This is a genomic window from Thermovirga lienii, from assembly GCF_036847465.1.
GTDB classification, from domain to species: domain Bacteria; phylum Synergistota; class Synergistia; order Synergistales; family Thermovirgaceae; genus Thermovirga; species Thermovirga lienii.
Map to the genome: position 1 here is coordinate 23327 of NZ_DAITZW010000001.1, position 23525 is coordinate 46851.

25 protein-coding genes and 1 tRNA gene are annotated in these 23525 nt (G+C 45.9%); 24 read left to right on the forward strand and 2 right to left on the reverse strand.

What is annotated here, in order from left to right; translation table 11 throughout:
- Positions 1 to 23 precede the first annotated feature (23 nt).
- The 18 genes from def to V7Z69_RS00200 all read left to right on the forward strand — a co-directional run bounded on the left by def (position 24) and on the right by V7Z69_RS00200 (position 15122).
- Positions 24 to 512, forward strand: coding sequence for a peptide deformylase (gene def / locus V7Z69_RS00115; protein ID WP_014163031.1), 489 nt, complete (start codon positions 24 to 26; stop codon positions 510 to 512).
- A gap of 5 nt (positions 513 to 517) precedes the next feature.
- Positions 518 to 1444: a methionyl-tRNA formyltransferase gene (gene fmt, locus V7Z69_RS00120; RefSeq protein ID WP_334138026.1), complete on the forward strand. Its 927-nt coding sequence runs from the start codon at positions 518 to 520 to the stop codon at positions 1442 to 1444.
- Positions 1441 to 2184, forward strand: coding sequence for a hypothetical protein (locus tag V7Z69_RS00125; RefSeq protein WP_014163033.1), 744 nt, complete (start codon positions 1441 to 1443; stop codon positions 2182 to 2184). The genes fmt and V7Z69_RS00125 overlap by 4 nt, the downstream gene beginning before the upstream one ends.
- 78 nt (positions 2185 to 2262) lie before the next feature.
- The gene (locus V7Z69_RS00130) at positions 2263 to 2484 is read left to right on the forward strand and encodes a 4Fe-4S dicluster domain-containing protein (protein WP_014163034.1); all 222 of its coding nucleotides are present in this window, start codon (positions 2263 to 2265) and stop codon (positions 2482 to 2484) included.
- A gap of 19 nt (positions 2485 to 2503) precedes the next feature.
- Positions 2504 to 3553: a 3-methyl-2-oxobutanoate dehydrogenase subunit VorB gene (locus V7Z69_RS00135; RefSeq protein WP_334138030.1), complete on the forward strand. Its 1050-nt coding sequence runs from the start codon at positions 2504 to 2506 to the stop codon at positions 3551 to 3553.
- Between the two features lie 16 nt (positions 3554 to 3569).
- Positions 3570 to 4328: a thiamine pyrophosphate-dependent enzyme gene (locus tag V7Z69_RS00140; RefSeq protein WP_014163036.1), complete on the forward strand. Its 759-nt coding sequence runs from the start codon at positions 3570 to 3572 to the stop codon at positions 4326 to 4328.
- A gap of 1 nt (position 4329) precedes the next feature.
- Positions 4330 to 4899, forward strand: a complete 570-nt coding sequence (locus V7Z69_RS00145; RefSeq protein ID WP_014163037.1) for a 2-oxoacid:acceptor oxidoreductase family protein — start codon at positions 4330 to 4332, stop codon at positions 4897 to 4899.
- A 3-nt stretch (positions 4900 to 4902) separates the two neighbouring features.
- On the forward strand, positions 4903 to 5445 hold the full coding sequence (locus V7Z69_RS00150) for an NUDIX hydrolase (RefSeq protein ID WP_014163038.1): 543 nt from the start codon (positions 4903 to 4905) through the stop codon (positions 5443 to 5445).
- 26 nt (positions 5446 to 5471) lie between these two features.
- Complete coding sequence (locus V7Z69_RS00155) at positions 5472 to 6365, forward strand: tyrosine-type recombinase/integrase (protein ID WP_334138033.1); 894 nt, start codon at positions 5472 to 5474, stop codon at positions 6363 to 6365.
- A 26-nt stretch (positions 6366 to 6391) separates the two neighbouring features.
- Positions 6392 to 7225: a purine-nucleoside phosphorylase gene (locus V7Z69_RS00160; RefSeq protein ID WP_334138034.1), complete on the forward strand. Its 834-nt coding sequence runs from the start codon at positions 6392 to 6394 to the stop codon at positions 7223 to 7225.
- Complete coding sequence (locus V7Z69_RS00165; protein ID WP_334138036.1) at positions 7218 to 8534, forward strand: thymidine phosphorylase; 1317 nt, start codon at positions 7218 to 7220, stop codon at positions 8532 to 8534. Before V7Z69_RS00160 ends, V7Z69_RS00165 begins: the two co-directional genes overlap by 8 nt.
- A 35-nt stretch (positions 8535 to 8569) precedes the next feature.
- Positions 8570 to 9058, forward strand: a complete 489-nt coding sequence (locus V7Z69_RS00170; RefSeq protein WP_334138037.1) for a sigma-70 family RNA polymerase sigma factor — start codon at positions 8570 to 8572, stop codon at positions 9056 to 9058.
- Between the two features lie 60 nt (positions 9059 to 9118).
- A tRNA-Sec gene (locus V7Z69_RS00175) sits at positions 9119 to 9215 on the forward strand.
- 196 nt (positions 9216 to 9411) lie between these two features.
- Positions 9412 to 10233 (forward strand): acetoacetate decarboxylase family protein, encoded by an 822-nt coding sequence (locus tag V7Z69_RS00180; RefSeq protein ID WP_334138039.1) that lies wholly within the window; start codon positions 9412 to 9414, stop codon positions 10231 to 10233.
- 119 nt (positions 10234 to 10352) lie between these two features.
- Positions 10353 to 11435: a BMP family ABC transporter substrate-binding protein gene (locus V7Z69_RS00185; protein ID WP_014163044.1), complete on the forward strand. Its 1083-nt coding sequence runs from the start codon at positions 10353 to 10355 to the stop codon at positions 11433 to 11435.
- Positions 11436 to 11556: 121 nt separating this feature from the next.
- Positions 11557 to 13122, forward strand: a complete 1566-nt coding sequence (locus V7Z69_RS00190; RefSeq protein WP_334138041.1) for an ABC transporter ATP-binding protein — start codon at positions 11557 to 11559, stop codon at positions 13120 to 13122.
- Positions 13123 to 14193: an ABC transporter permease gene (locus V7Z69_RS00195; protein ID WP_014163046.1), complete on the forward strand. Its 1071-nt coding sequence runs from the start codon at positions 13123 to 13125 to the stop codon at positions 14191 to 14193.
- Entirely contained in the window at positions 14193 to 15122 is a 930-nt protein-coding gene (locus V7Z69_RS00200) for an ABC transporter permease (RefSeq protein WP_334138043.1), read from the forward strand. The genes V7Z69_RS00195 and V7Z69_RS00200 overlap by 1 nt, the downstream gene beginning before the upstream one ends.
- A 7-nt stretch (positions 15123 to 15129) precedes the next feature.
- Here the strand turns inward: V7Z69_RS00200 and gpt are convergent, their stop codons facing one another.
- Positions 15130 to 15621: a xanthine phosphoribosyltransferase gene (gene gpt / locus V7Z69_RS00205; RefSeq protein ID WP_014163048.1), complete on the reverse strand. Its 492-nt coding sequence runs from the start codon at positions 15619 to 15621 to the stop codon at positions 15130 to 15132.
- Between the two features lie 25 nt (positions 15622 to 15646).
- Positions 15647 to 17077, reverse strand: coding sequence for a cysteine--tRNA ligase (cysS, locus tag V7Z69_RS00210; protein ID WP_014163049.1), 1431 nt, complete (start codon positions 17075 to 17077; stop codon positions 15647 to 15649).
- 123 nt (positions 17078 to 17200) lie between these two features.
- Between cysS and V7Z69_RS00215 the strand changes: the two genes are divergently transcribed.
- From V7Z69_RS00215 to serS, 6 genes are read left to right on the forward strand one after another with little or no spacing between them, the layout of a single operon-like run.
- Positions 17201 to 18685, forward strand: a complete 1485-nt coding sequence (locus tag V7Z69_RS00215; protein ID WP_014163050.1) for an excinuclease ABC subunit UvrC — start codon at positions 17201 to 17203, stop codon at positions 18683 to 18685.
- Positions 18660 to 19793, forward strand: a complete 1134-nt coding sequence (ribD, locus tag V7Z69_RS00220; RefSeq protein ID WP_014163051.1) for a bifunctional diaminohydroxyphosphoribosylaminopyrimidine deaminase/5-amino-6-(5-phosphoribosylamino)uracil reductase RibD — start codon at positions 18660 to 18662, stop codon at positions 19791 to 19793. The genes V7Z69_RS00215 and ribD overlap by 26 nt, the downstream gene beginning before the upstream one ends.
- Complete coding sequence (locus V7Z69_RS00225; protein ID WP_334138047.1) at positions 19766 to 20428, forward strand: riboflavin synthase; 663 nt, start codon at positions 19766 to 19768, stop codon at positions 20426 to 20428. The genes ribD and V7Z69_RS00225 overlap by 28 nt, the downstream gene beginning before the upstream one ends.
- Positions 20429 to 20456: 28 nt before the next feature.
- Positions 20457 to 21695 carry a bifunctional 3,4-dihydroxy-2-butanone-4-phosphate synthase/GTP cyclohydrolase II gene (locus V7Z69_RS00230; protein WP_334138048.1) on the forward strand — a complete coding sequence of 413 codons (1239 nt, stop codon included), beginning with the start codon at positions 20457 to 20459 and terminating at the stop codon, positions 21693 to 21695.
- Positions 21696 to 21731: 36 nt separating this feature from the next.
- Positions 21732 to 22223, forward strand: a complete 492-nt coding sequence (gene ribH, locus V7Z69_RS00235; protein ID WP_014163054.1) for a 6,7-dimethyl-8-ribityllumazine synthase — start codon at positions 21732 to 21734, stop codon at positions 22221 to 22223.
- Positions 22216 to 23487 carry a serine--tRNA ligase gene (gene serS / locus V7Z69_RS00240; RefSeq protein WP_334138050.1) on the forward strand — a complete coding sequence of 424 codons (1272 nt, stop codon included), beginning with the start codon at positions 22216 to 22218 and terminating at the stop codon, positions 23485 to 23487. The genes ribH and serS overlap by 8 nt, the downstream gene beginning before the upstream one ends.
- The last annotated feature ends 38 nt before the right edge of the window (positions 23488 to 23525 follow it).

Consider the following 23525-nt stretch of genomic DNA (forward strand, 5'->3'; position numbering starts at 1 on the left):
GTACAAGTGAAAGGAGAAAAAAGATGACCACCTTAAAGGTACGAATCTATCCCGATCCTATTTTGCGTAAGGAAGCTGCTCCCGTGGAAGTCTTCGACGGAGAGCTGGAGAAGTTCATAAAGGAAATGTTTGATGTCATGAGGAAAGAGGACGGCGTTGGGTTGGCCGCTCCTCAGGTAGGTGTGAGCAAGCAGATAGCCGTAGTGTCCTATGGAGGACAAGACTACGTTTTGATAAACCCCAAAGTGCTGGAATCGTCAGGTAGTGAACGCCGTGAGGAAGGATGTTTGAGCGTCCCTGGAATATACGAAGAAGTGGAGCGCCCTTATCGTGTAGTGGTGGAGGCCTGCAATGAAAAGGGAAAGGTGGAAAGGATAGCCGCTGAGGGGTTTCTGGCCAGGGCCTTTCTTCACGAAATTGACCACTTGCGAGGAAAACTTTTCATAGATTATCTTTCGGTTTTAAAGAGGCAGATAATAAAGAAAAAAATGCGCAAACACTGGAAGGAGTGACCTTGTTGGCTTTTTGGTTTATGGGGTCAGGAGGTTTTGCGGCTAGATGTCTGGACCAAATAGTTGGGAGTGTGCCGATCAGTCTGGTAGTGACCAATGTTCCATCTAAGGCAGGAAGAGGCCTGAAAGAGAGGCCAACACCGGTTGATATCTTAGCAAGCAGTTTAAAGTTGAATGTCCACAGAACCAGCAACCTTTCGAAAGATGAACTTCTTATAGCCCTTTTGAAAGACCACTCTCCAGAGGGCATATTTGTAATAGATTTCGGTCATATAGTAGATGAACCATACCTTTCTTGGGGTAAAGTAGGTTGCTTCAACGTGCATCCTTCTTTGTTGCCCCGGTATCGGGGAGCTGCTCCAGTCCAAAGGGCCATAATGAATGGAGACAGAAGGTCCGGTATAACTGTCTTCAAGTTGGTCAAAAAGATGGATGCCGGGCCCATATTATTGCAGGAAGAGGTTGAAATCCCCATTAACGCCACGGCAGGGGAAATGTTGGAATTCATGGCAGTTAAAGGTGGCAAAATATTGCTGGATGCTCTACAATTATTCTTGGAGGGTAAGATAGTACCGAAGGATCAGAGGGAAGAAGAGGCGACATATGCGCCGAAGATAGATAAAGCCGAGAGTAAGTTGAGCTGGGACCTACCTTCCGAGAAATTCCATAACATAGTGAGAGCTTTGAATCCGAATCCTGGAGCATATTTGATGTACAGGGGAAAGAGGTTAAAGATTTGGAAGACCTTGATGGCGAATGCTGTTGAGGGTGCACCGGGGCAGGTCGTGGCACTTGATAAGGGTTTCCCTGTGGTCTCTTGCGGAGAAGGTGCTGTGACATTGATGGAGGTCCAAATGGAAGGCAGAAAACGTCAAGATGGAGCATCTTGGTTTTTGGGGGCAGGTTTAAAGGAAGGGGATATGATTCTTTGATTATCAGAGAAGATATAGTAAAGGACTTAGTGGCGAAGTATCCATGGCCAAAGGCCATAGCGGTAACTGGGGCGTTGGGTTCGGGCAAGACCGAGTGGGTTTTGAATCTGGCCTTTGCGCTAAAAGCAACAGCAGTTCCAGTCACAGTAGCCGACGTAGACATAATAAATCCATATTTTTGTGTGAGGCAGATTCAGACACGTTTGGAGGAAGAGGGCCTTACTATAATAGCTCCTCCAGAGAGCGCCAAATGGTCAGATATGCCAGTCTTATCACCCAAAGTAGGATGGGCTTTAAAGGATCCAGAAGGGAAGCTTTTGATGGACATTGGCGGAGATGCCATAGGAGTAAGGGCATTGAAACAGTTCTCTGACCTTTTGGAAGATGTAGGATATATGTTGATGCTTATAGTTAATACCTTTCGTCCTCAAACTTCCGATACTCAAGGCATTGCCGACATGATAAGGCGGATGGAATCCATAAGCTCCTTGAAGATAAAAGCTTTGGTCGCAAATTGCCACTTGATGGAGGAGACCACTGTTGATGAGTTGGTACATGGAATAAATAAGGCCCGGGAAGCATCGAAGGAACTTTCTCTTCCCTTACTTTATGCCACAGTGCCTCCGAGCCTTCACTCCGAGATGGACAGGATTTCAAGTGTCATAGATGTTCCTCTTTGGCCCCTTGAGCGCAGAATGATGCTGCCGTGGGAGGAAGATTACATGTGGACTAGGCAATAAGATACTGGGCCTGTAAGGCTGGTAGGACTTGATTAGGCGGAGCAGAGGAAAATATTTGGGAGAAAGGTGGGTGTGGTAATGGCAAAAGGTCGCATTGAGGTTTTTGAGGAATACTGTAAAAGTTGCGGGCTTTGTGTGGCGGCCTGTCCAATGAAGGTTTTGCGCATATCCGATAAGATCAACAGCAAGGGGTACAGACCTGTAGAACAGTTCAAAGAAGGCTGCATTGCCTGCAAGATGTGCGCTACGACATGTCCAGATGCTGCTATAGAAGTTTACAAGATTGAAGATAGTCAATAGGCCTCCGGAGGTGAACCATATGGCTAGGGTTTTGATGAAGGGAACAGAGGCTATAGCTGAAGCTGCCATACAGGCAGGTTGTAAGTACTTTTTTGGTTATCCTATAACTCCCCAGAACGAAATTCCTGAGTACATGTCCGCAAAGCTGCCTAAAATAGGGGGAGCGTATGTTCAGGCAGAAAGCGAAGTTGCGGCAATAAACATGGTGATGGGTGGAGGAGCTACAGGTACAAAGGTGATGACGTCCTCTTCCAGCCCGGGGATCTCTCTTATGTCCGAGGGATTGAGCTACATCGCTGGATGTGAGATTCCGGCCGTCATAGTGAACGTGATGAGAGCAGGTCCAGGTTTAGGCGGCATTCTACCCGCCCAGGGTGATTACTTCCAGGCAACCAAAGGCGGTGGAAACGGCGACTATAGGTTATTGGTGCTTGCTCCCAGCACACTGCAAGAAGCAGTGGACTTGACCCAGTTGGCTTTCGATTTGGCCTTCAAGTATAGGAACCCGGTGATGATACTTGCGGACGGTTTCATGGGGCAAATGATGGAGGCCGTAGAAATCAATGAGTACAAAGGACAGGAGTTCGATGTGGTCCCGTGGGCTTTGGGAAACATGGAAAAACGAGGAAAGAGGACCATTCTTAAAAGTCTATATCTTAACCCAGAAGACCTGGAAAAGCACAATTTTAAACTTAATGAGAAATATAAAAGGATGCAGGAAGAGGAGGTTAGATACGAGGAATTTCATGCTGAAGACGCGGAGGTTTTGATTGTGGCTTTTGGAACCACAGCACGTATAGCCAAGTCCGCCATACTCAACCTCCGAAAAGAGGGCAAGAAAGTCGGTATGATAAGGCCCATTACTCTTTTCCCGTTCCCCTATGATGCGGTAAAAGAAAAGTCAGACAAGGCCAAACACGTCCTTGTAATAGAAATGAACATGGGGCAAATGCTAGAGGACGTGAAACTCGCGGTTGGAGAGAGAGCTCCGATCTCTTTCTTTGGGCACGCCGGTGGTATAGCTCACTCGGTGCAGGAAATAGAGGACAAAATAAGGGAAATCCTCTAATAGAGGGGGTTAAATCATGAAAGAGACCAAAGTATACGAACGCCCAAAAAGCTGGAAAAAGGATGTCCACACTCATTATTGTCCTGGTTGCGGCCATGGCATAACCCACAGGATCCTTTGTGAGGTCATAGATGAGCTTGGAATTCAAGAAAAAACCATAGGCATTGCACCTGTGGGGTGTGCAGCGCTGATGTATGACTATATCGATGTGGACTTTTGCGAAGCTCCCCACGGCAGGGCACCGGCCCTTGCTACAGGCCTAAAGAGGACTAGGCCAGACCAGATAGTGTTTACATACCAGGGAGATGGAGATCTAGCGTCCATTGGGACTGCAGAGATCGTTCATCTGGCCAACAGGGGAGAAAAAGTTACCACGATATTTATAAACAACGCCATCTACGGCATGACAGGAGGACAGATGGCCCCTACGACCCTCATAGGGCAACGAGCCACTACATGTCCAGAAGGTAGGGACCCGAACCTCACAGGCTATCCTATTAAGGTGTGTGAGCTTTTGGCTACGCTAAAAACCCCTGCGTACATTGCAAGGGTAAGTGTAGCCCAACCTAAATACATAATTGAGGCCAAGAAAGCAATAAAGAAGGCTTTCGAGTATCAAATAAGCGGCAAGGGATATTCCTTTGTGGAGGTTCTCTCTAACTGTCCCACCAACTGGGGTATGCAACCAGTTAAGGCTTTTGAATGGACAGTAAGTGCCATGATGCCATATTACCCTCTGGGTGTTTTCAAGGATTTTGACAAGGAGGCTGAATAATATGGGAGGCTTCTACAGGAGTTTGATCGCGGCTGGTTTTGGTGGTCAGGGCATCATGGTTTTGGGGCAATTGGTAGCTTATACGGCAATTAACGAAGGCCGTCACGTAACGTGGATTCCTTCTTACGGTCCTGAAATGAGGGGCGGGACGGCAAATTGCGGAGTGGTGGTAAGCGATGAGGAGATAGCCTCTCCTGTCGTTGCAGAGGCCGACGTGGCAGTGATAATGAACAACCCTTCCTTGGAGAAATTCAAGGATAAGGTGAAGCCGGGGGGGCTGCTCATTTATAATTCTGACCTAGTGAATTATGCTGACCCACGTACGGATATAACGGTTTTGCCAGTGCCAGCACACAGTGTCGCCCTTTCGCTAGGAAGCGAGAAAGTCTCAAATATCGTTGTATTAGGAGCCTTGGTGGAAGCGAGCGATATTGTTTCCAAGGATGTCTGTTTGGAGACTTTGAAGGAGAAACTTGGTAAGAGAAAGCCGGAGTTTTTGCCGATGAACCTAGAAGCCTATAAAAAGGGCCAAGAAATAGCAAGGGAATATTTGTCCAAAGGTAAGGAGTAAAAAGTGAGCGGACACTCTATGCAAGAAGAAAGAATTTACACTAACAAGGTATATGAAGGGCGCATCGTCAACCTAAGGGTTGACGGTGTGCTCCTTCCTTCTGGTAGAAAAACCCTTAGGGAAGTGGTGGAGCATGCTCCAGCGGTAGGTATATTAGCCGTAACGGAGGACGAGAAAATCGTTTTGGTGCGGCAATATAGATACGCCGTTGGAGAATGTTTGGTGGAAGTACCTGCAGGCATAGTGGAAGCAGGGGAAGCTCCAGAGGCTACTGCCGAAAGAGAGCTAATGGAGGAAACGGGCTACAAGCCCGGAAAACTCGTGGAAATATGTCGAGTATACCCATCGCCGGGGTTCAGTAACGAGATCATCATATTGTTCTTGGCCACTGAACTTGTGGAAGAATCTTTGGAGCAGGATGATGACGAGAATATAGAAGTTGCCCTCTTCACAAAAGAAGAGATTATGGAGATGATCGAAAAGGGGAAAATAAAAGATAGCAAAACCCTTTTGGCCATCTTTTGGTATTTGAACTGTCAAAAGTAACGAACGAAAGAGGTGTTAAACCTCAGATGCCAACCCAAAAGGACTCATCCCTTCTTGAAGGTTTCTTGAAATATCTAAGGTACGAACGAGGGTGTAGTGAAAACACCCTGAAAGCTTATGAACGAGACATAAAAAGGTGGTTCGACTACTGCGAGAAAAAGGGGCTTTCGGGTTTTCTTCCATCGCACGACGCAGCCCGTGATTTCTTGAGACACTTAAAAAAAATGAATTTAAGCCGATCAACCATTCAGCGGCATGCAGCGACGTTGAGATCCTGGGGAAGCTATCTCTTCTACGAGGGCCTATCGGATGCCTCAGACTTCAAGGTTCCTCTTCCCCCTCGTGGCAAGGTATTGCCACAGATACTAAGCGAGGGGGAGATTCTGAGGATAATAGATGCTTGCTCTGGAGGAACCCCCTTGGACCTTAGGGATAGAGCTATGTTACAGGTTGCATACGGGTGCGGATTGAGAGCCAGTGAGGTTACATCCCTTAAGGTAAATGACGTGGATTTTCAGTCCCGTTCCGTAAGACCTTTAGGCAAGGGCATGAAAGAGAGAGTCGTCCCGCTGTTGGGAGAGGTTGCGGAGACCCTTAAGGCATATATGTCCCAAGCTAGACCTATGTTGGATAAAGCTATGTCTGAGTTTGTCTTTTTGTCCAAAAATGGTAATCCCCTTAGAAGGGAAGATTTCTGGAAAATTGTCCAAAAAAGAGGCAAAGCTGCAGGTATTTCCTCCGCAAGATTACACCCCCATGTTTTGCGCCACTCCTTTGCTACCCACCTGCTTAGGAGAGGAATGGATCTAAGGACGCTGCAAGAACTTTTGGGGCACGCTTCTATTGGGACCACGGAGAAGTATACACACTTTGACCTTGAGCTTAGGGATATATATGATAAAACCCATCCCAGAGCGTGAGCCGAAGAAAAAGGAGGAGAATGGCTATGTCGACTTTTGAGAAAGTTCAGGTGGCGAAGGAGTATTTAAAGAGCAAGATAAAAGAGGTCCCTAAATATGTAATTGTCCTTGGTTCGGGACTTGGTAGCTTTGTGGAATGTCTGGAAGAGGTTATAGAGATAAAGTACGAAGAGATACCTGGCTGGCCTATCTCCACAGCTCCAGGTCATGCGGGTGCATTGATTTATGGGAAAAAGGAAAAAGTGCCTGTGCTTGTGATGAAGGGAAGAGTCCATTATTACGAAGGCTATTCAATGGAGGATGTTGTATTTCCTGTAAGGGTTTTCGGGGCCATGGGAGTGAAATACTACATAGCCACTAATGCATCGGGAGGAATAAATAGAATGCTTTCCCCCGGAGATATTGTCTTGGTGGAGGATCATATAAATTTCCTTGGAGATAATCCCTTAAGGGGCAGGAATATAGATAAGTGGGGTCCAAGGTTCCCCGACATGACGGAAGCCTACGATCGCAGGGTGATGGCATTGGCGGAAAAATGTGCCCACGACGTAGGGGAGAAACTTAAAAAAGGCGTATATATAGCATTTACTGGTCCGTCTTTTGAGACGCCAGCGGAGATAAGGATGGCAGAGATTATGGGCGCTGATGTGGTAGGTATGTCCACTGTCCCAGAGGTAATAACGGCCCGCCATATGGGCATGAAGGTTTGTGTTTTCTCCTGTGTAGCAAACTATGCTGCAGGAATAACTGATTCTCCTCTTTGTCATGAAGAAGTGTTGGAGGCCATGGAGAAGACGGCGGGTAGATTGAACGCGATCTTGGAGAGGCTTATAACATCCTTGGAGGAGGAAGATGTTTGATATTTTAGCCTTTATAGAGCAAAAAAGAGACGGTAAAGTGCATGATTCGATACAGATAGAGAATTTCGTTCGCGGTTGCATGGATGGTAGTGTGCCTGATTATCAGATAGCTGCCTGGCTAATGGCAGTCTATTTCAGATCTTTGAATTCTGAAGAGCTTATATCTTTCACCAGAGCCCTTGCAGACTCGGGTGATAAGATAGTTTTTCCAGAAGATATGGTGGTTTTGGACAAGCATAGCACTGGAGGCGTGGGAGACAAGACTACCCTGATTGTGATTCCCATAGTTTCCTCTCTAGGCGTGCCTATAGCCAAGCTAAGCGGCAGGGGACTCGGTTTTACGGGGGGGACTATAGATAAACTTTCGTCCATACCTGGTATCTCTTTGCAGCTAGAGGCCAGGGAGTTTATCAACCAGGTGATGGAAATAGGGTGTGCCATAAGTGGCCATTCAAAAGCCCTTGCACCAGCGGAAGGTTTCTTTTATGCGTTGCGTGATGTTACTGGGACTGTGCCTTCTATTCCCTTGATAGCAAGTAGTATAGTGAGCAAGAAGCTTGCAGGGGGAGCTAACCGCTTTGTTTTCGATGTGAAGTTTGGCAATGGGGCTTTCATGAAGAAAAAGGACGAATCCATAGCTCTGGCTGAGACCTTAGTAGGTTTGGCCAAGGCTTTTGACAAGAAAGCCCTAGCTCTTTTGACCAACATGAACGCTCCATTGGGAAGATGGGTAGGCAATAGTGCGGAAGTACAGGAAGCTTTGGATATATTAAGAGGTGATGGACCACAGGATACAAGGAACCTTTGTTTAAGTTTATCGGCTGCCATGTTATTAATAGCTGACCAGGTTAAGACAATGGAAGAGGGAATTGCTTGTGCCCAAAAGGCCATAGAAAGTGGCAAGGCTTTGAGGCAATTCAAGAAGCTAATAGAATTTCAAAAAGGAAGGTTGAACGACGCAGTTTTAGCGGGGGAAGAGATGATGCCCCTTGCTGGCAAGATAGCGGAGGTCAAATCAGATCGAGAAGGCTATGTTACTGCGTGTAATGCTTTAAACGTGGGGTTGGCTTTAAGGAAGCTTGGTGGGGGACGCATGAAAAAGGGGGAGAATATAGACCTTACGGTCGCCATTGAACTTCTCAAAAAGACGAAAGATCATGTTGATGCGAAGGAACCTATGGCACGAATTTATTTCAACAATGAAAACTCATTGGAGGAAGCGCTAAACTTGATAAGAGATGCCTTTGTCGTAGGAGAGGCTCCACCTTCTAGTGAATTGTTGGTGGAAAGGATAATAGGAATAGACTAAGAAAATAAATTTTAAAACTAGGGGAATTTTGTCTTATGACGAGTCCTGACTCCAAAAATAAAGAACTTACGCTGTCTAAAGAAGACATATTTTTTGTCAAAAGCATAGCCAAAAGCCTTATAAGCCCCCACTCTCCTGACTTTGACGATTTGGTCCAGGAGGGGAGCATTGCTTTCTTGCGGGCTTTAGCCACATACGACGAGAATAAGGCGTCCTTTCGAACTTATGCTTCTAGATGCGTAAAAAACGCCATGCTTGATTATCTTAGAAAGAAAACCAGGCTTAATATGAGAGAATTGGCGGAGACTTGGGAGTACTATCCATTGAAGGAGCCAGATGATATCTTAGATTTGAAGATAGAGCTGGAGGCGCTCAAGGAAAAGCTTACTGACACTGAACGGAAGGCGCTTGATGCAGTGTTGTTGTGCGGCTCTATAAAGAATGCATCCTCTCACCTTAATTGGCATCCCAAGAAGTTGGAAAACGCCATTACCAGGATTAAGAAAAAAGCTCAAAGAGCCTAAAATAATTTGTAAAGCACATATAGACAGGCCGATGGATAACTATTAAAATTGACCAGGCGAGGAGGCGAACGGTGACTGGTGTTGCCCACGGGCTTCAAACCCGTTGAGAGTCTGTAAAGCAGGCTCTGGTGGGTTCGATTCCCACACGCCTCCGCCATTTTATTGGCCAGAACTATCCTTTTAGCAGAAAACAGGGGAAACGCCTCACCTTTTGAGTCGCTTCCCCTGTTTTTTTTGTGGATAGGAGCGACCCCTTCCCTTGAAACTTGTCGTTCAGTAAATGAGAATGTAAACTAGAGTTAGTTTAATGCACAAAATTGAAATATCTCTAAAGAAGAATGGAGAGGATGCTAATGCTGCGAGATTTCAAACTTAAGGGGTTTTCCTACCCTCTCACTCCAAAAGGTATTTCCTCGGTTATTCCCTCTTTTCCTTGGCATTACGGTACAGAGTATCTAAACATATTATTCAGAGCGGATCCTTCGGTAGTTAGGGAGTTTTTGCCTGAACCTTTGGAGTTAGGACCTGACCCAGGACTGTGTTATGCAGCGTTCAGCAAGTGGTGGTCTGTGTCGGAAGAGGCCAAGGACATGCCGAGCATCAATCCTGAGCGAACCCAGTACAGGGAAGCCGCCATATGGGCAAGCTGCAGTTTCAAGGGGAATCCTGGGCAAATTTGTCTTTTCGTTTGGGTCGACAATGATTTCACCATGGCAAGGGGCTGGTTTATGGGGTTTCCTAAAAAATTGGGACAGGTCTATATAACGGAATACCACGATCTGAATCCTGCCATGCCCCATAAGAAAGAGGGGACGGTGTTTAAGGGAATAGCGAGTGCAAACGGTGAGAGATTGATGGAAGGGACTATAACGCTGGAGAGTAGGATAAACCCATCAGACCTTCCTTATGTTATGACCTCGCCTCTTTATCATATAAGGCACTTCCCGAATATCACGAACCCAAATGAAGCACCATCAGTATTGGAGTTGGTGAAATTAAAAGCGGAGAACAAAAGGTTAGGAAAGGACATTTGGAAGGGCAGCGGAACGCTCAAGTTTTATGAATCGGAGATAGAGGAGCATTTCTTGCTCAGGCCAGAGGAAGTGTTGGGTGCTTACATGTTTTCTTCAGGTTATACTTTTCCAGGGGGTGAAGTTCTGTATAGTTGGGTTTGAAATAGGGCAAGAAACTTATTTAAAGTGAGAGGAAAAAGTTGTATAATCGCATAAGACCCTTAAATAAAATATCAAATAGGAATAATTGTAAGGGAAAAATAGGACAGGAGGCTGAGGTTATGCTAAGAAAAGTAATGTTGTGTTTTGCTATTGCATGTTTGGTTTTTGGGTCAGCTGTTGCCTACGCAGGTGAGGGAATACCGGAGGAGGACCTAGTGGCAGGTTTCGTATATATAGGTCCTATAGGAGACGGTGGGTGGACTTATATGCATGATCTCGGACGCTTGGAAATGGAAAAGGCATATCCCAAGATGAAAACCTTTTTTGCTGAATCGGTACCTGAAGGCCCTGACTCGGCAAGGGTGATGGAAACCTTTGTGCGAAACGGTGCTCAGCTTGTTTTCGCGACCTCTTTTGGCTACATGGATTTTGTGCAGGAGGTAGCCAAGAAGTATCCAAAGGTGAAGTTTATGCATTGTTCTGGATACAAACGGGCGGAGAATGTTGGAACCTATTTTGGCAGAATGTATCAAGCCAGATACCTTTCCGGTATAGTGGCTGGAAAGGCGACCAAGTCCAACGTAATCGGGTATGTGGCGGCTAACCCGATACCAGAGGTAATAAGGGGTATAAACGCCTTTACCTTAGGTGTCAGGAAGGTAAATCCCCAGGCAAAGGTGAAGGTCGTGTGGTTGTTCTCATGGTTTGACCCGGGCAAGGAGAAAGAAGCTACTCTGGCACTAATAGATTCTGGAGCTGACGTTATAGCTATGCATGCTGATTCCGGTGCTGCTCCTCAGGCTGCCGAAGAGGCTGGTGTTTATGTCATAGGTTATAATAACGACATGAGCAAGTATGCTCCTACAAAACATCTTACTGCGCCGGTGTGGGACTGGGGTAAAGTTTACACCTATGTAGCAGGACAAGTAATAAAGGGAACCTGGAAATCAGAGGATATATGGTGGGGTCTCAAGGAAGGATTAGTTGACCTTGCGCCTTTCGGGAAAGAAGTTCCCGAATCGGTGAAAGAAATGGTAAAAGCTGAGAAGGACGCTATAATAAACGGGAAACATGTTTTCGTCGGACCCATAAAGAACCAGAAGGGCGAAGTAGTGGTAAAAGATGGCGTTGCCATGACTGATGAAGAGTTGCTTGGGATGAACTGGTTCGTTGAGGGAGTAGAAGGAGATGTGCCCAATTAATAGCCTGTCATTTTGCGAATAAAAAATTTCGAAGGGGCGCATTTGCGCCCCTCGAGTTTGTAGTCACGTCTTCCTATCATGTTGTAGATCGGGGTTGGTTAGGGTGTCTTTGGAGAGCGAATTGAAAGCAAATCCGATTCCCCTGGTGGAGATGAAAGGTATCACCAAAGGGTTCTATGGAATAAGAGCTAACGACGAAGTGGACTTCGACGTAAGACCAGGGGAAATTCATACTCTCTTGGGTGAAAATGGAGCAGGGAAATCCACCCTTATGAATATCTTGTGTGGATTGTATACCCCCGAGCGGGGGACGATAAAAGTAAATGGTAAGAGGTTCATCTTTAGGTCACCTAAAGATGCCATAAATGCAGGCATAGGAATGCTGCATCAGCATTTTAAGCTTGTTCCTGTCATGACGGTTTGGGAAAATGTAGCCTTAGGAGATGAGGGGCTTCCTCAAATATTACCTAAAAATCAAATTATAGAGAAAATAAAGGAATTATCGGATCTTTATGGACTGAAGGTAAACCCAACGGCTTTCGTGTGGCAGCTTAGCATAGGGGAACAGCAAAGGGTTGCAATAGTAAAGCTTCTCTACAGGCAAGCGAGGATACTCATCTTGGATGAGCCCACTGCTGTTTTGACACCCCAAGAGTCAAAGCACCTCTTCAAGGTGATTAAGAGGATGGCAGAAGAGGGACACGGAATAGTCTTTATTTCTCATAAACTCGACGAAGTTCTAGAGATATCCGACAGGATAACGGTCTTGAGAAAAGGGAGAAACGTAGGAACGGTAGACAAAAGTGAGGCATCCAAGGAGAAACTTGCTGAGTTGATGATTGGCAAGAAAGTGGCCTTTATTATAAACAAACCTATACAAAACCCAGGCAAAAATGTTCTTGAGGTAAAGGATATAAAGGTCCTAGGGGATAGAGGAAGGCTAAAAGTAGACGGCATAAGCTTTAATTTGAAGCAGAAGGAGATATTAGGAATAGCAGGAGTTTCAGGAAATGGGCAGGAAGAATTGGCAGAAGTTTTGACAGGGCTCAGGAAACCCGTTGGTGGTAAGGTTTTTGTAGACGGCGATGATGTTACCGGAGGAAACCCAAGAGACTTCATGAAGAGAAGGGTAAGCTACATACCAGCGGACAGGAAGGGTACAGGCCTTGTCGCAAATATGAATTTGAGAGAAAATGTTGCCCTTAGGAAGTATTGGAAGTCGGAATACACGAAGTTCAAGTTTTTTATAAATTGGGAGAGGATAGCAGGTCATACTGGCAGACTAGTGGAAAGGTACAATGTGGCTAATCCCAGTTTGAGCTATCCAGTTAGGCTGCTATCTGGCGGCAACATGCAAAAATTGATGCTGGCTAGGGAACTTTCAGATAATCCCAGGGTAATAGTGGCTGTTCAACCTACTTGGGGATTGGATATAGGGGCAACCCACTATGTAAGGGAAGTTTTGATATCTCAGAGGGAGAAAGGCTCTGGCGTCTTGTTGATCACCGATGACTTGGAAGAAATATTGGCGTTAAGCGACAGGATTGCCGTTATACATGGGGGAAAATTTGTAGGTATGGTGAATGACCCCGATAAAGTTACAGAAGAAGAGCTAGGTTTGATGATGGCAGGCACCGAACTGGAGAAGTACCCGGTGTGCGACTTGAAGGAGGATGAGCTCGAATAAATGCCTAGATTGATAATAGAACGACGTTTTAAAACACCCCTGGTTTTAAACATAATACTTCCTCTTGTCTCCATAGCGTTGGCGCTCTTGGTGTCTTCTTTTCTCCTTTTGGCTTTGGATGTATCCCCTGTGAAAGCACTAAAGGGAATAATAAATGGTGCTTTGGGCAGCTGGTACGGAGTTAGCGAGGTTTTGGTGAAGGCAACCCCCTTGATCATCTGTGGAGTCGCAGTAGCGTTGGCCTTCATGATGAAGGTATGGAACATTGGAGCGGAGGGGCAGATATATCTTGGTGCATTGGCCTCGGCCGCAGCCGTCAGGTATTTCCCGGTGAATAACATGTTGGTCATGTTGACCATCATGGCTGTGGCTGCCATACTTGCAGGAGCTTTCTGGGGAGGAATTGCCGGGTATTTAAAGGCCCGGTGGAACGTCAACGAGATAATAACCACGCTAATGCTGAATTATGTAGCAATTCATCTTGTGGACTACTTTGTGTATGGACCATGGAGAGACCCTTCAAGCCTTGGATTTCCTATGACCGCTCCCTTTCCTGATTTTGCCAGGCTTCCTACCTTTGGAGGGACTAGGGTGCACGCCTGGATTTTTTTGGCGCTGATATTAGTGGTCCTCTACAGAGTGATTATTCGCTGGACTCGATGGGGCTTTGAGATCAGGGTTATAGGAGAAAATCAGAGAGCAGCGCTGTACGCGGGTATTCCCTATATGAAGAACGTTGTATTGGTCATGGCAGTTTCTGGAGCGCTAGCTGCGTTGGCGGGTATGGGAGAGATAGCGGGCCTGCAAGGCAGGTTGCAGCATGGTTTCTCCCCTGGTTATGGGTACACGGCCATAATAGTGGCTTGGCTTGCACGTTTAAACCCATGGGGGACGGTCATTGTGTCCATTTTTATGGGCATTATCATGGTGGGAGGCGAAACCCTTCAGGTAATCATGCGGTTGCCTTTAGCCAGTGTGCAGGTTATTCAAGGCCTCATACTGCTTTTTGTGCTCGGTTCTGAGTTTTTCAGAAACTATAAAATACGGATATTGTCAGGGGATGGTCAGTGATGGATGCGCTTATCACTATTCTAGCAGCGGCAGTTAGAAGCGGTACTCCTATACTTTATGCCACTTTGGGCGAAATTCTTACGGAAAGAGCCGGGGTTTTAAATCTAGGCTTAGAAGGTTTAATGCTAATGGGAGCCCTCAGCGGTTTTTGGGTCGCCTATACGACGTCAAATGTGGTCTTTGCCATTTTTGTAGCTTTCCTTGTTGGGGCCGCGATTGCCCTAGTGCACGCTTTTTTGTGTGTGCATTTAGGGGCTAATCAGGTGGTAAGTGGCTTGGCCATAACTATGTGTGGCACTGGCGCAAGTTCCCTATTGGGAAGAGGCCTGGTGGGAGAAACAATCAAAGGAATAGGGGGGGTGCCCATCCCTGGTTTATCTAAAATACCTATCATAGGTCCCGTCTTGTTTAATCACGACCCTCTGGTGTATTTGTCGTATTTGCTTGTCATCGGCATGGGGTGGTTTTTGTATTCCACCAAGGCTGGCTTGAAGTTGAGAGCTGTTGGAGAAGCACCTGAGGTTGTAGACTCTGTGGGATTAGATCCTGTCAAACTTAGATATCTGTACACCATATTGGGTGGAGGACTTGCCGCTGTTGGTGGAGCATACTTATCCCTAGTCTATACCAAGATGTGGGGAGAACACATGACTGCAGGGAGAGGCTGGATAGCTGTCGCCTTGGTTATTTTTGCGGTATGGCATCCTGCCAGGGCGGCTTTGGGCGCTTATTTGTTTGGAGGAGTTGGCGCCTTACAGTTGAGGATGCAGGCCGCTGGTACGAGCATACCAGCGCCGCTGCTTCTCATGCTGCCTTATCTTCTAACTATTTTGGTCCTTCTTGGAATATCCATAAAAAAGGGGAAGGGGATCTTGTTAGGAGCCCCTTCAGCCCTTGGTGTGCCTTATCAGAGGGAAGAACGAACATAAATTTGGGTTATTTCTGAGAGACTATGGGTTTTATGTAGTGATATTGAGGTTCTGAATCCCATGGAAAAAGGATCCATGTGTCCTGACTGACCTCAGTTATAAACGTGTCCACTTCCGGTCTGCCGTCGGGCTTTGCATAAACTGTTGCGAAGTGGGCACCAGGAATCATTTTCCGAACTACTCTAGCGGTGGATCCTGTGTCCACCAAATCGTCAATTATCAGTATCCTTTCTTTTTCATCGCGCTTTATTTCTTTTAGTATTCTAGTCTCCCCTTGGGTTCTCAGGGTGTAGCTGGAGATGCATACGGTGTCGACAAAGCGAATCTCCAGCTCCCTGGCAATTATCGCAGCTGGAACCAGCCCACCTCTTGCAACAGCCACAATTTTATCCCAGGTGCCTAGATCTAGTAACCTCCATGCGAGGGCTTTGCAATCTTGATGCAACTGCTGCCATGACACAGGGTAAACTTTCTTGTATTTTTCTTCGCTATTTGTCATGAGGGCACCTCCTCCGGGATTTTATCTAGTGTAAAGCCCTTTTCCATCTCGTTCCGCTTGGGGTATCTTCTAAAACAATGCCCATGGACGAAAGCTTGTCTCTTATTTCGTCCGCTTTGGCAAAGTTTCTTTGTTTCCTTGCCTCCTCCCTTTCCCTTATTAGTTCATTTATGAGCTCTTCATTCAGCTCTGTTGATTCGTTTTCGGCTTTCAGTGTGTTGTTGATATCAATTATTCCCAATATCTCGTCAGCGTATCTCATCAAAGCCTTGGCGCTGTCGATAAAATTCTTGTCGAAGTTGTTTCCCTTCAATACTTGGTTTACTATCTTTACAGCTTCGAAGAGGACTCCTATGGCACCTGCGGTATTGAAATCATCCTTTAAGTTGGAATCGAATTTTTCCTTCAGGGAATTTATTGTTTCTGTTTCTCCCATTGAGGTGCCGCTATCGTAGCAGCGTTCTTCGGCATTGAGCAGCTCATTCCAGCAGTTGCGTATTCTTTCTGCTCCTTTTGCCGAATTAATCAGGTTTTCAACAGAGAAATTCAGGGGGGTTCTGTAGTGGGCACTGAGCATGAACAATCTGATGGCTACAGGATGAAACTTTTTTCTGGCTTCTCTGGCTGTTAGGAAGTTTCCTAAGGATTTGGACATTTTTTCAGCGTTTATCATCAAGTATCCGTTGTGCATCCAGTACTTAACGAAAGGCTTACCTGTAGCTGCTTCCGCTTGGGCTATTTCGTTCTCATGATGGGGGAACACCAGGTCGCTTCCCCCTGTATGAATATCTATGGTCTCTCCAAGATATTTGATGGCCATGGCACTGCATTCTATGTGCCATCCAGGCCTTCCTTCGCCCCACGGGCTAGGCCACGATGGTTCTCCGGGTTTTTTCGCCTTCCATAAAGCGAAGTCCAAAGGGTGTTTTTTATTAGGGTTTATCTCTACTCTGGCCCCAGATTGAAGTTCTTCAAGGGTTTGTTTGGAGAGCTTCCCATATTCGGGATAGCTTTGAACATCGAAATAGACATCTCCGTTCACCACATATGCGTGGCCATTTTTCATTATCTTTTCTATGAGAGAAATTATTTCGTCTATGTGTTCCGTTGCTCTGGGCGCTACTGTAGGCCTTTTAATTCCCAAGGCATCGGCGTCTTCATAGTAGGCTTCTATGAACTTTTCTGCTAATTGAGGCACGGTGATGCCCAGTTCCTTTGCCCTATTTATCATTTTGTCATCTATGTCGGTGAAGTTTTGCACAAAAGTCACTTCGTATCCTTGGGCCTCGAGAAATCGGCGAAAGGCGTCGAAAACTATGAAAGGTCTAGCGTTGCCTATGTGGAAGTAATCATATACGGTAGGGCCACAAGTGTAGATGCCTACCTTGCCTTTTTTTTGGGTAACTAAGGGCTCTTTCGTTCTAGTTAAATCGTTATATATAGTGATGGTTTCCAATTATAACACCTCCAATTAAAGGAAAAAGCGATGTAAAATAATCCTATACCAAAAAGGTGGTTTTGCTCAACTGAATTTTGAGCGCCTATTATTTTTGTAAGGTTTTGGGAGGAATGGATTTCATTGGCGATCGACGCATTGAGGAATAAAATCAACTCTATGCCCAACAGACCGGGAGTATATTTGATGCATAACTCTTCGGGTGAGGTCCTTTACGTTGGCAAGGCTAAGTCTCTCAAGAAGAGATTGCGTTCCTATCTCAGGCATAGCAGTTTTTCCTCTCCCAGGTTAAGGAAATTAACCAAAGAAGTGGAGGATATATCGGTTATAAGGACCGAAAATGAGGCAGAGGCTTTCATCGTAGAGGCAAGGCTCATAAAGCTTTACCAGCCTTTCTACAACGTGGAGCTGAAGATGGGGGAAAAGTATCCTTTCATCAAGATCACTGCGGAGGATTTTCCCAGGCTAATAATAACACGGCATAAAGAGGACGATGGCTCCATGTACTTTGGGCCCTACGTGAATGTAAAGCAACTTAGGCAGCTTTTGAGGATCATAAACAGGTACTTTCCTATCAGGGATTGCGGCAAAATCATAGGTGACGGTACTCCTATTCAATCTAGGCCTTGCATTAGATATTCTTTGGGGCAATGTCCTGGACCTTGTGCTGGTCTTTGTGACAGGAGAGAATATCAGGAAAACGTAGCTGATATAATCTTATTGTTAAATGGACAGTCGTCAGAGCTGGTATCAAGGTTGAGGAATCGCATGGATAGAGCTGCCAAGAATTTAGCCTTTGAGGCAGCAGCCAGGCTCAGAGACGCTATAAGGGTTATATGGAGGTTTTCCAGGCAGAAAACCTCGTCTTTGTTTTTAGAGACAAGTAGCGATGAGTTGTGGAAACCCCTTTTAAGGCTACAGACCGTATTGCAATTGAGGACAGTGCCTTGGAGGATAGAGGGATTTGACATTTCTCATCATGCAGGCAAGGAGACCTATGGGGCCTGTGTAGTCTTTGAACAGGGACTGCCTAATCCTTCTCTTTACCGTAAATTCAGTGTAAGCCAAAGGGATGCTCCCGATGACTTCAGAGCTATACGTGAGGTGGTTTTTCGAAGATACAAAAGACTAAAAGAAGCACAGGATGCCTTTCCTCAACTTATTCTGATAGATGGAGGGAAGCAGCAGCTTCGCTTTGCAGTTGAAGCCCTAGAGGAAGCACAGGTGGAAGGGATAGATGTTGTGGCATTGGCAAAGAAAGAGGAACTGCTGTATGTACCCGGAAGGGACGAACCGTTGTCGTTGCATCGGGATGATGAAGGGTTAAAGCTTTTGCAGAGGGTGAGAGACGAGGCTCACAGATTTGCCTTGGCTGCTCACACGGCTGCAAGTAGAAGGCGCTTCTCCAGATCTTCGTTGGAAGATATTCCGGGTGTTGGGAAAATTATAGCTTCCAGATTGATTGCCAAGTTTGGAAGCGTGGCTAACATAGCTATGGCTACTCCAGAAGAGGTAGCACAAGTTAAAGGAGTAAGCATCTTGATGGCAAACAAAATTTTAGAGGCATTAAAAGGAGCCAAGGATGGGAAACAAGAAGAACAAGTATAAAGATAGCTACTATATGAGGATGGCTATAAGTCTTGCTTCGCGGGGTACGGGTAACGTGAGCCCAAACCCCAAAGTGGGGGCAGTCATAGTTAAGGAAGACGAGGTCGTTGGTTTTGGTTGGCATAGGCAGTTGGGTGGAAACCATGCTGAAGTGGAAGCTTTGGCGATGGCGCAAGAGAATGCCAAGGGGGCTACTGTCTACGTTAACCTGGAACCTTGTAGCCACTATGGGAAAACGCCCCCATGTGCCCCTCGCCTGGTGGAAGCAGGTGTGAGTAGAGTTGTAATTTCAATGGTAGATCCCAACGAAAAAGTTAACGGTAAAGGCATAAGTATATTGGAACAAGCTGGAATCCAAGTGGATATAGGTATAGAAAGAGAAGCCTCCGTATGGCTTAACAGGGGATTTATCAAAAGGGTCAAGACCGGAAGGCCATGGGTTATTCTAAAAGCAGCCCTTACTGCTGATGGGAATATTGCCATGCAGAATGGTTACAGTAAGTGGATAACTAACGAATTTTCCCGAACGTCGGCTCACTTGTTAAGAGCTGAGTGTGACGCTATACTGGTTGGAGCAGGTACGGTCATAAAGGATAATCCTCGATTGGATGTACGTGACGCCCCTGGGAAATCTCCACTAAAGGTTGTTCTTGATTCTAGGTACAGAGTCCCCATTACTTCAAAGGTCTTTGATCGTGGCAGAACAATAATAATGGGAAGCGAACTCATGTTTAAGGAGAGTAGCTTTGCATCTTACAGGGACCGTGATAACAGCACTGTGGAGATAATGTTTGCACAATCTGAAAATAATGGTAAGGTTGACATAGAAAGGGTATTGCAGCTTCTGGGAGATCTAGGTGTCAATTACCTTTTGGTTGAGGGAGGAGCAGAGGTTTTTAGTTCCTTCGTATCTCGTAGATTATTTGATGAAATAAGTCTTTTTATCAATCCCAGCTTTATGGGTAAAGGTATAGGAATGACCCGAAATGTCAATGTAACTTCCCTGGAGGATCGTATAGGCTTTAATGTCTTGCGCGTAAGTAACTTAGAAGGTGATCTATGGATCGAGGGTGTTTCTAAATGTTCACAGGACTTATTGAGGATGTAGGTAAGATAACATCCATAATTGCAAGAGGTGATGTTACCGTTGTTGAAATAGGAGATACATTCATTGCCTCGGAACTAAAAAGAGGAAGCTCTGTTGCTGTGTCTGGAGCTTGTCTCACCGTGGTGGAGGTTGTATCTTCTAACAGGTTCAAGGTGGAGATTATGGAAGAGACCAGGAATAGGACCACGTTAAGCAAGGCTAGAATAGGCTTGAGGGTAAACCTTGAGAGGGCCCTTCCTGTGCAGGGGCGTTTCGATGGTCACATAGTGACCGGTCATGTGGATACATTAGGAGAGGTAGTGGATATAGTAGATAAGGGTAGGACCCGAGAGATTTTCATAAAGGTTCCCTCGGAGTGGGTTAAATATATAGTGGAGAAAGGCTCTGTTTCTGTGGATGGGGTAAGCCTCACCGTGATAAGTGTGGAAGGTGATACCTTTAGCGTAGGGCTTATACCTACCACTCTTGCAGATACCACTATAGGAAGCGTACGTAAAGGGGACAGGGTTAACATAGAGTGTGATATATTGGCTAAATATATTGCAAGGTTGATAAGCAGCGATAATAAATCACCCCCCTCTGATGAAGGCAGTTATGGCTTGAGTTTGGAGCGACTCAGAGAGCTGGGATGGTAAGGTGTTGTTAACTAGGAGGGAACACGCGATGGCTGATAAAAAAATTTTCAGTTCGATAGAAGAGGCCCTAGAAGATATAAAAAAAGGGAAAATGGTCATAGTGGTGGATGACGAGTCCAGGGAGAACGAAGGAGATTTAGTAATGGCTGCCCAGTTTGTGAGGGCAGAGGATATAAACTTTATGGCTAAACATGCGAGAGGGCTTATCTGTGTCCCAATTACTGAAGAAAAAGCCAAACTGCTTGGATTATCTCCCATGGTTGAGGATAATAGTGATCCCCATGGTACTGCGTTCACGGTGTCAGTTGACGCTAGGGATGGCACCACTACTGGAATATCTGCGGAAGAAAGAGCCTTGACGGCGAAATTGCTGTCCCGTCCAGACGTGAAACCAGAGATGTTCAGGCGGCCAGGGCATGTTTTTCCTTTGATAGCGAGAAATGGGGGAGTTTTGAAACGAGCAGGCCACACAGAAGCAGCTGTAGATTTGGCTCGCCTTGCTGGGTGTGAGCCCGTGGGGGTTATATGCGAGATAATGAACGAAGATGGTACTATGGCAAGGCTCAATGACCTTGAGGAGTTTTCTAAGAAACATGGATTGAAAATAATCTCTATTGAAGATCTTATAAGATATAGACACCGTAGGGATAAATTAGTGGAGAAAGTCGCAACGGTAAATTTGCCAACGGAATACGGGATCTTCGTTGCTCATGCGTATAGATCCTTATTGGACAGTGATACTTCATCCTTGCTTCACATAGCATTGGTGAAAGGCGAGGTGAGAGGCAGGGACGGAGTTCTGGTCAGAGTTCATTCAGAATGTCTAACAGGGGATGTTTTTGGTTCCTTGAGGTGCGATTGTGGCCCCCAGCTTCACACAGCGATGAAGATGATTGAGGAGGAAGGCTGCGGAGTGCTTTTGTATATGCGACAAGAAGGCCGAGGTATAGGCCTTTTGGAGAAACTCAAAGCTTACGAGCTCCAAGAAAAAGGTCTTGATACTGTGGAGGCCAACGAGGCTTTGGGGCATCCTCCAGATTTGAGGGATTATGGCATTGGTGCCCAAATATTGGTGGACCTTGGGTTGCATAGGATTCGCCTCATAACGAATAACCCTCGGAAGATAGTGGGATTAGAGGGGTACGGATTAGAGATAGTCGAGAGAGTGCCGTTGACGGTAGAACCCAATGAATACAATAAGCGCTATTTGGCGACTAAAAAGCAAAAACTTGGCCATATGTTGCATCTGAAGGATTTTATCGGCTAAAACGCCAGAATTTTAATGAAAGAAGGGGTAGGCAAAATGCGTGTTTTTCAGGGCAAAATGGTGGGAACGGGACTGAAGTTTGCCATAGTGGTTTCTCGTTTCAATGAGCTTATATCTTCAAGGTTACTTGAAGGGGCGAAAGATTACTTATTGAGACATGAGGTTAGACATCAAGACATAGATGTGGTTTGGGTTCCTGGAGCTTGGGAGATACCCCTGGCTGCAAAAGAGTGTGCTCTTATGGGGATTTATGATGGGGTAATAGCTTTAGGGGCGGTAATTAGAGGCAATACGCCTCACTTTGACTACGTGGCTTCAGAAGTTGCCAAAGGCTTGGCTGTGACTGGTCTGAATCAAAGAGTTCCTGTAACCTTTGGTGTGCTCACGTGTGACAACTTGGAGCAAGCATTGGAGAGAGCTGGCAGTAAGGCTGGCAACAAGGGCGTGGAAGCTGCTTCGGCGGCTTTGGAAATGGCCAATTTGTTGAAAAAACTGAGAAATGAACAAGGAGATGACAAGGATGCTTGATATTCGGCTTTTTAGGGATAACCTAGAGGGTTTGAAGCAAATGCTCAAGAATAGGGGCTATGATTATCCTGTCGAAGAGGTTGCATCTTTGGATGAAGAAAGACGGCGGATATTGGTTGAGGTAGAGGAGCTAAAGGCTGAACGTAATAGAGGCTCAAAAGAAGTTGCAGAGGCCAAGGCGAAGGGAATGGATGTAACTCATCTGAAGGAACGAATGAAAAGCATAGGAGCAAAGATAAAGGAGCTTGATGAAAAGTTATCTAAGATAGAGAAAAAACTAGAGGAACATCTGCTCAGGATCCCCAATTGGCCTCATTCATCCGTGCCTATAGGCCCTGATGAGACATATAACGTGGAAATCAGAAGGTGGGGGGAACCGAAAGAGTTTGAATTCCCTCCTAAGGCCCATTGGGAGATAGGAGAGAGTCTGGGGATATTGGATTTTCAGAGGGGAGTAATGTTGGCGGAAAGCCGCTTTACTGTTTTGGTAGGTCTTGGTGCTAAGCTGGAGAGGGCCCTGATAAATTTCATGTTGGACCTGCACACCAAGGAGCACGGCTTTAAAGAGATAGAGCCTCCATTTTTGGTTAACTCGGAAACAATGCAGGGTACCGGACAATTGCCCAAGTTTGCAGATGACCTATACTCATGTGCTGGTGAAGATCTTTGGCTCATTCCAACCGCTGAAGTTCCTTTAACTAACATGCATAGAGGAGAGATCCTGAGTGAAAGCTCTCTGCCCTTATACTATACTGCTTACACACCATGTTTCCGCAGGGAGGCAGGAAGCCACGGTAGAGACGTGCGAGGTATGTTAAGGCAGCATCAGTTTGACAAAGTTGAGCTTGTCAAAATTTGCACCCCAGAAAAGAGTTATGAGGAATTGGAAAGCCTAACGCAAGCTGCAGAAAGGGTATTGCAGCTTCTTGAACTTCCCTATCGTGTAGTTTGTCTTTCCACTGGTGATATGGGCTTTGCCGCCAGCAAAACGTACGACATAGAGGTGTGGCTACCTTCGCAGGGAAAATACAGAGAAATTAGCTCCTGTAGTAATTGCGAGGACTTTCAGGCACGGCGAATGAACATGAGGTATAAGCCATCAGAGGGAGGTAAGAGCCGTTTTGTACATACTTTGAATGGTTCTGGCGTTGCAGTAGGACGCTGTCTGATAGCTATAATGGAGAACTACCAGCAAGAGGACGGAAGCTTCATTGTCCCCGAGGTTTTGAGGCCATACATGGGGGGCATAGAGCGAATAGGGTAGTTGTCGCGCGTGGTAAAATAAGAAAGCAAGAACTGAAT